Origin of the sequence: Acinetobacter sp. UBA3025, assembly GCF_002367915.1 — a bacterium.
GTDB lineage: Bacteria > Pseudomonadota > Gammaproteobacteria > Pseudomonadales > Moraxellaceae > Acinetobacter.
Genome location: NZ_DFDO01000049.1, coordinates 1 through 5014 on the forward strand (window position 1 = coordinate 1; position 5014 = coordinate 5014).

Sequence of the window (5014 nt, forward strand, 5' to 3'; positions counted from 1 at the left end):
AAAGTGTCAACACACCCTAAACATCTTAATAATTTATAACGTCTTTAAATCCGATACCAGAATTATCCAACCTACTTTTATCCAAATTTTTAAATACTAAAAATTAAAAAAGCCCCTGATGGAGCTTTTTTGAATTGAAGTTTTAACCTAATTTATTGACTAATTTTAGCGGTAATACTTTCATTGCCAAACCGAGTGGTAACCAAGGCCACTTCGGTACATAAGCTTTGACTGGCGCTTTTTCAATTTCTTCTGCCAATAAACGTGAACCCGTTTTCTCATCCACTTCAAATGGTAATTTTTTCGCGCCTTCATTAATTTCAGTACGAATATAGCCTGGGAAAATGGTCGTGACTTTAATTGGTGTATCAATTAGCTCAGCACGAATGCCTTCAGCCAGATGTGCAACCCCAGCCTTACTTGCGCCATAAGCGGTCAAGTGTTTTGGCATACCACGCATTGCGCTCATCGATGAAATCATCACCAGATGACCGGAGTTTTGTGCGCGGAAAATTTCCACTGCAGCTTCACATTGTGCCAATGCAGAAATAAAGTTGGTTTCAACAGTAGCTTTATTGATCGCAAAATTACCTTTACCAATCCGGCGGCCTTCACCTACACCAGCATTGACAATAATCCGGTCAATGGTGCCAAAATCTTCTTTAAAGGCACGGAAAACTTCAAAAACCTGATCATAATTGGTCACATCCAGTGTTTTGGCAATGACTTTAATATCATATTGGCTTTCGAGTTCCTGCTTTAAAGTTTCCAGACGTTCCAGACGACGTGCACAAATCGCCAGGTTATACCCTTTTTTTGCAAATTCACGTGCCATACCGGCACCAATCCCTGAACTTGCACCAGTAATTAAAATCGTTTTAGCCATATTTTTACCCTATCCCTTTATTTTTTCTAAGGTGTTTTATCTTCAATAATTTTTAAATCCAGGTTAGCAGGTCTGGACGCTGTGCTTTAATAAAATGATGTTCGTTCAAACTGAGTAGCTGGGGTTCATTTCCGACCAGACGCAGTGTAGTAATACTGGTATTGGTAATTGCCCAGTTTAAAGCGAAAGTTTTCTCTGGACTCAGCCCCAGGATTTTACCTACTGCCACAGAGATGACACCACCCGAGGTATACACGATTGCATAGCGTGGTTTAGTTTGCGCAAGCTGGTCGCATAAATTTTGCAAACCGGTTTCTACACGGCTTTTAAAATTAGGCCAGGATTCATCATATTCGTGGTGATAATCATCACAGGTCCAGCGAGCAATTGCTCCACTAAAGATTTTGCTCAAATAATCTCGCGGATTGGCATGTTCCGAGACATCCTGCTTAAGCAGTTCTGGCTGATTGAAACGCGGTTCATAACGGGCAAAGACCTGCTGATGATTAAACTCATTCCAGGCACTATCGGTCAAAATCTCGCTTTCAGGAAAACATTCATCTAGAGATAACTGCGCCGTCTGTTGATGACGTTGCATGGAACCAGCCACTACATAAGGTGCTTCCTTCAGGATTTCATCAAAATAACGACCGAGCAATTTTGCCTGTAGTTCCCCATTTGGCGAAAGCTGATCATAACTGGCTGCCCCGAAAGATGCCTGTCCATGCCGGATCAAGTAAATGGTGGTCATTTTGGCATTAACTCTTTAAATTTCAGGATATATTTTTGTGCAATGTCATTGGCTTCAAGCTTTTGTAGACCAATCAGTTTTAAGGCACGAATATGCAAGGCATGAATGACTACCCAAAAATCCTTAAAGGCTGGATTGTTGGTTTGTTTGTGGTAATAACGATAATAGATCTGCTGGGCAATGACCGAGAGACGGAAAATCCCAAACACTTCATAGAATGTCCAGTTTTCCGGTTGCAGACCGGTTTTCTCCAGATAGTAATCCACCACTTCTTTACGGGTAAACATACCTTTTAAATTGGTGGGCTGACGACGTGTTGCTTTAAAAATGGCATTGTCCGTATCTTCTACCCAATAAGCCAAGGCAGAACCCAAGTCCATCAGCGGATCACCCAGGGTGGCCATTTCCCAGTCCAGCACCCCAATAACTTCAGTTGGATTTTCTGGATCCAAAATGACATTATCAAAACGCCAGTCATTGTGAATGACACAGGTTTTAGAATCAGATGGAATATTATCTTTCAGCCAGTTACGCACGTATTTAAAAGATGGAACATTTAATGTTTTGGCTTTTTCGTAACGTGCATCCCAGCCTTCTACCTGACGACGGCAATAGCCTTCACCTTTACCTAACTTTTCCAGTTCTGTACCAGTGTAAGGAACTTGGTGTAGTTCGATCAGCTTATCAATCACATTAATACATAGAGTCTGGATATCTGGTTCAGTCAGTTGTAATTCAGGCGGCAGCTTGGCACGCGGAATAATACCTTCAATGCGTTTCATCACATAAAAATCACAGCCAATGACTGATTCATCCTGACAAAGTGCCACCATTTCAGGTACGACTGGATAGTGTTCAGCCAAAGCTTTTTGTACATGATATTCACGTGCCATGTCATGCGCAGATTTAGCTTTAGTCCCTTGAGGCGGACGACGTAGAATCAAATCGGCATTGGCATATTGCAAACGATAAGTCCAGTTTGAAGCTCCACCGGAATATTGAGTAAGCTCTAAAGGACCTTCTACATTTACTCCTTGTTGATTTAACCAATCTGTGATGGCCTGTACATCCAGTTCCTCACCTTCACGAACTGATCCACCTACATCAATGACCGCCATAATTTTTCCTTAAAATCTTCTAATACGTTTCAATGTTCTGTATATAAAGCCAGCTTATTTTTTACGACGTGTGCTATAACCACGTTTTGCCAGTTCCAGCTTGGCAATCATACCTTTATGCACTTCATCCGGACCATCAGCCAGACGTAAGGCACGGGCTTGGGCAAAGAATCCGGTCAGCGGTGTATCACGAGAAACACCCGCACCACCGTGGATCTGAATCGCCATATCCACAACTTTTTCCAGTACACTTGGCGCAACGACTTTAATTGCAGAAATTTCAGTCAGTGCTGCCATATTCCCTAAAGTATCCATTTTATAGGCAGCATACAAGGTTAATAATCGAGCCTGATCAATGGCAACGCGAGCTTCAGCCACACGTTCCAGGTTACCACCCAGTTTTAAAATCTCTTTACCAAATGCGGTACGGCTCATACCCCGGTCAATCATAAGTTCTAATGATTTTTCAGCAGCACCGATGCAACGCATACAATGGTGAATACGGCCTGGCCCTAAACGCCCTTGGGCAATTTCAAAGCCTTGACCTGCACCCCCAATAAAATTCGAAACTGGAACACGAACATTATCGAAGCTGACTTCGCCGTGGCCATGTGGTGCATCATAATCACCAAAGACTGGAAGCATCCGTTCAATTTTCACGCCTGCAGTATCGACTGGAACTAAAACCATGGAATGCTGATGATGACGGTCTTTGGATTCATCCGGTGTATGTGCCATAAAGATGATGATTTTGGCATTTGGATCACCCAAACCCGAAGACCACCATTTACGACCATTCAAAACAATTTCATCACCTTCAACCACCGCTGTCGCCTGCATATTGGTAGCATCACTAGAAGCCACTGCAGGTTCAGTCATACAGAACACTGAACGGATTTTCCCTTCCAGAAGTGGCATCAACCATTGCTGTTTTTGTTCTTCAGAACCATAGCGCCACAATACTTCCATATTGCCACTATCTGGCGCATTGCAGTTAAAGACCGTAGGTGCAATCAGGCTTCGTCCAGAAAGTTCAGCGATATGTGCATATTCCTGAACGGATAATCCCTGTCCTAATTCTGGACAAGGCAGAAACATATTCCAGAGACCTGCTGCTTTGGCTTTATCTTTCAATGTTTCAAGTTCTGCCGGCCATTGCCATTTGGTCCAGTCGCCACCTTGATTCAGCTCATGCACCTGATGCCAGAAATCAGCCTCGACAGGTTCAATTTCATCAGTAATAAACTTTTTTGTTCTATTTAAATAATCCTGTGCACTTGCTGACAGCTCAAACATTGCTTTATCCCTCTGAATATTGTAATTCATACGCTTTACAACACCTTAACCCAAAACTTATTATGAATAAAATGATTTAATTCCATATAGTAGTATGCATAGTATTCATTCAAAAACCGTGATGGATCTACGAAATTTTCATCGTATTGATATTAATCTTTATCCACTTTTTATTGCCATTTACGAACAAAACAGTATTTCTAAAGCTGCGCAAATTCTATCGATAAGCCAGTCAGCGGCCAGTCATGCTTTACAACGTTTAAGACAGCATTTACAAGATGATTTATTTGTGCGAATTGGTAGCAAGATGCAACCTACGCCGTTTGCGGATCAGATCTATCCAGAAATTAAAAATGCACTTTTTACGATTCAGAATATTTCGATGCAGCATCAACAATTCAGACCGGAACTGATTCATAGCTTAAAAATCGCTGTACATGACGAAATTGAACCCATGATCTTTCCTAAACTGGTTCAACATTTTCAAAAAATTAACCTGGATCTTCAGTTGAGTAGTATGAAACTCGACCGCAAAAATATTGCTGCAGATCTCGCCTCTCAACAGGTCGATTTTGTCATTGATCTGGAGCAAAGTATTAGTGAAAAAATTCAGTTTGAACGACTGGTACAAGATGAATTCGTGGTCTGTACACAACGAACAGAAATGAATGAACAGGTTTATCTGGCCTCACCTCATATTGGCGTTTCCTCACGCCGTACGGGAGTTTTAGTTGAAGATATATATTTAAGTCGAAAACATTATTCCCGGCAGATTTTTTTACGTTGTCAGCACTATTCCACAGCCCTGCAAATTTTGGAACAGCAAAAGACTGCCATGCTGACGATTCCTAAAAATGTATTGGCACATCTACAGTTAGCAAATTGTCTGAATATTTTTGACGTTCCTGTACAACTACCGAAAATTAATATGGGGATGTATTGGCATAAAGATTTGCAGGAGAA

5 protein-coding genes are annotated in these 5014 nt (G+C 41.6%); 1 reads left to right on the forward strand and 4 read right to left on the reverse strand.

Going from position 1 to position 5014, the window contains the following annotated elements:
- Positions 1-142: 142 nt before the first annotated feature.
- Genes B4J23_RS01965 through B4J23_RS01980 form a run of 4 tightly spaced genes read right to left on the reverse strand, consistent with a single transcriptional unit; the run spans position 143 to position 4051 of the window.
- Positions 143-886 (reverse strand): SDR family oxidoreductase, encoded by a 744-nt coding sequence (locus B4J23_RS01965; protein WP_004785546.1) that lies wholly within the window; start codon positions 884-886, stop codon positions 143-145.
- Between the two features lie 52 nt (positions 887-938).
- A complete protein-coding gene (locus tag B4J23_RS01970) occupies positions 939-1637 on the reverse strand; it encodes a histidine phosphatase family protein (protein ID WP_034702771.1) in 699 nt (232 codons plus the stop codon).
- The gene (locus tag B4J23_RS01975) at positions 1634-2755 is read right to left on the reverse strand and encodes a phosphotransferase family protein (protein WP_125278629.1); all 1122 of its coding nucleotides are present in this window, start codon (positions 2753-2755) and stop codon (positions 1634-1636) included. Before B4J23_RS01975 ends, B4J23_RS01970 begins: the two co-directional genes overlap by 4 nt.
- 54 nt (positions 2756-2809) lie before the next feature.
- Positions 2810-4051, reverse strand: coding sequence for an acyl-CoA dehydrogenase family protein (locus B4J23_RS01980; protein ID WP_291358619.1), 1242 nt, complete (start codon positions 4049-4051; stop codon positions 2810-2812).
- Between the two features lie 94 nt (positions 4052-4145).
- Here B4J23_RS01980 and B4J23_RS01985 point away from each other — a divergent pair.
- Positions 4146-5014: LysR family transcriptional regulator (locus B4J23_RS01985; RefSeq protein WP_291358620.1), on the forward strand; the 869-nt coding region annotated here is incomplete at its 3' end.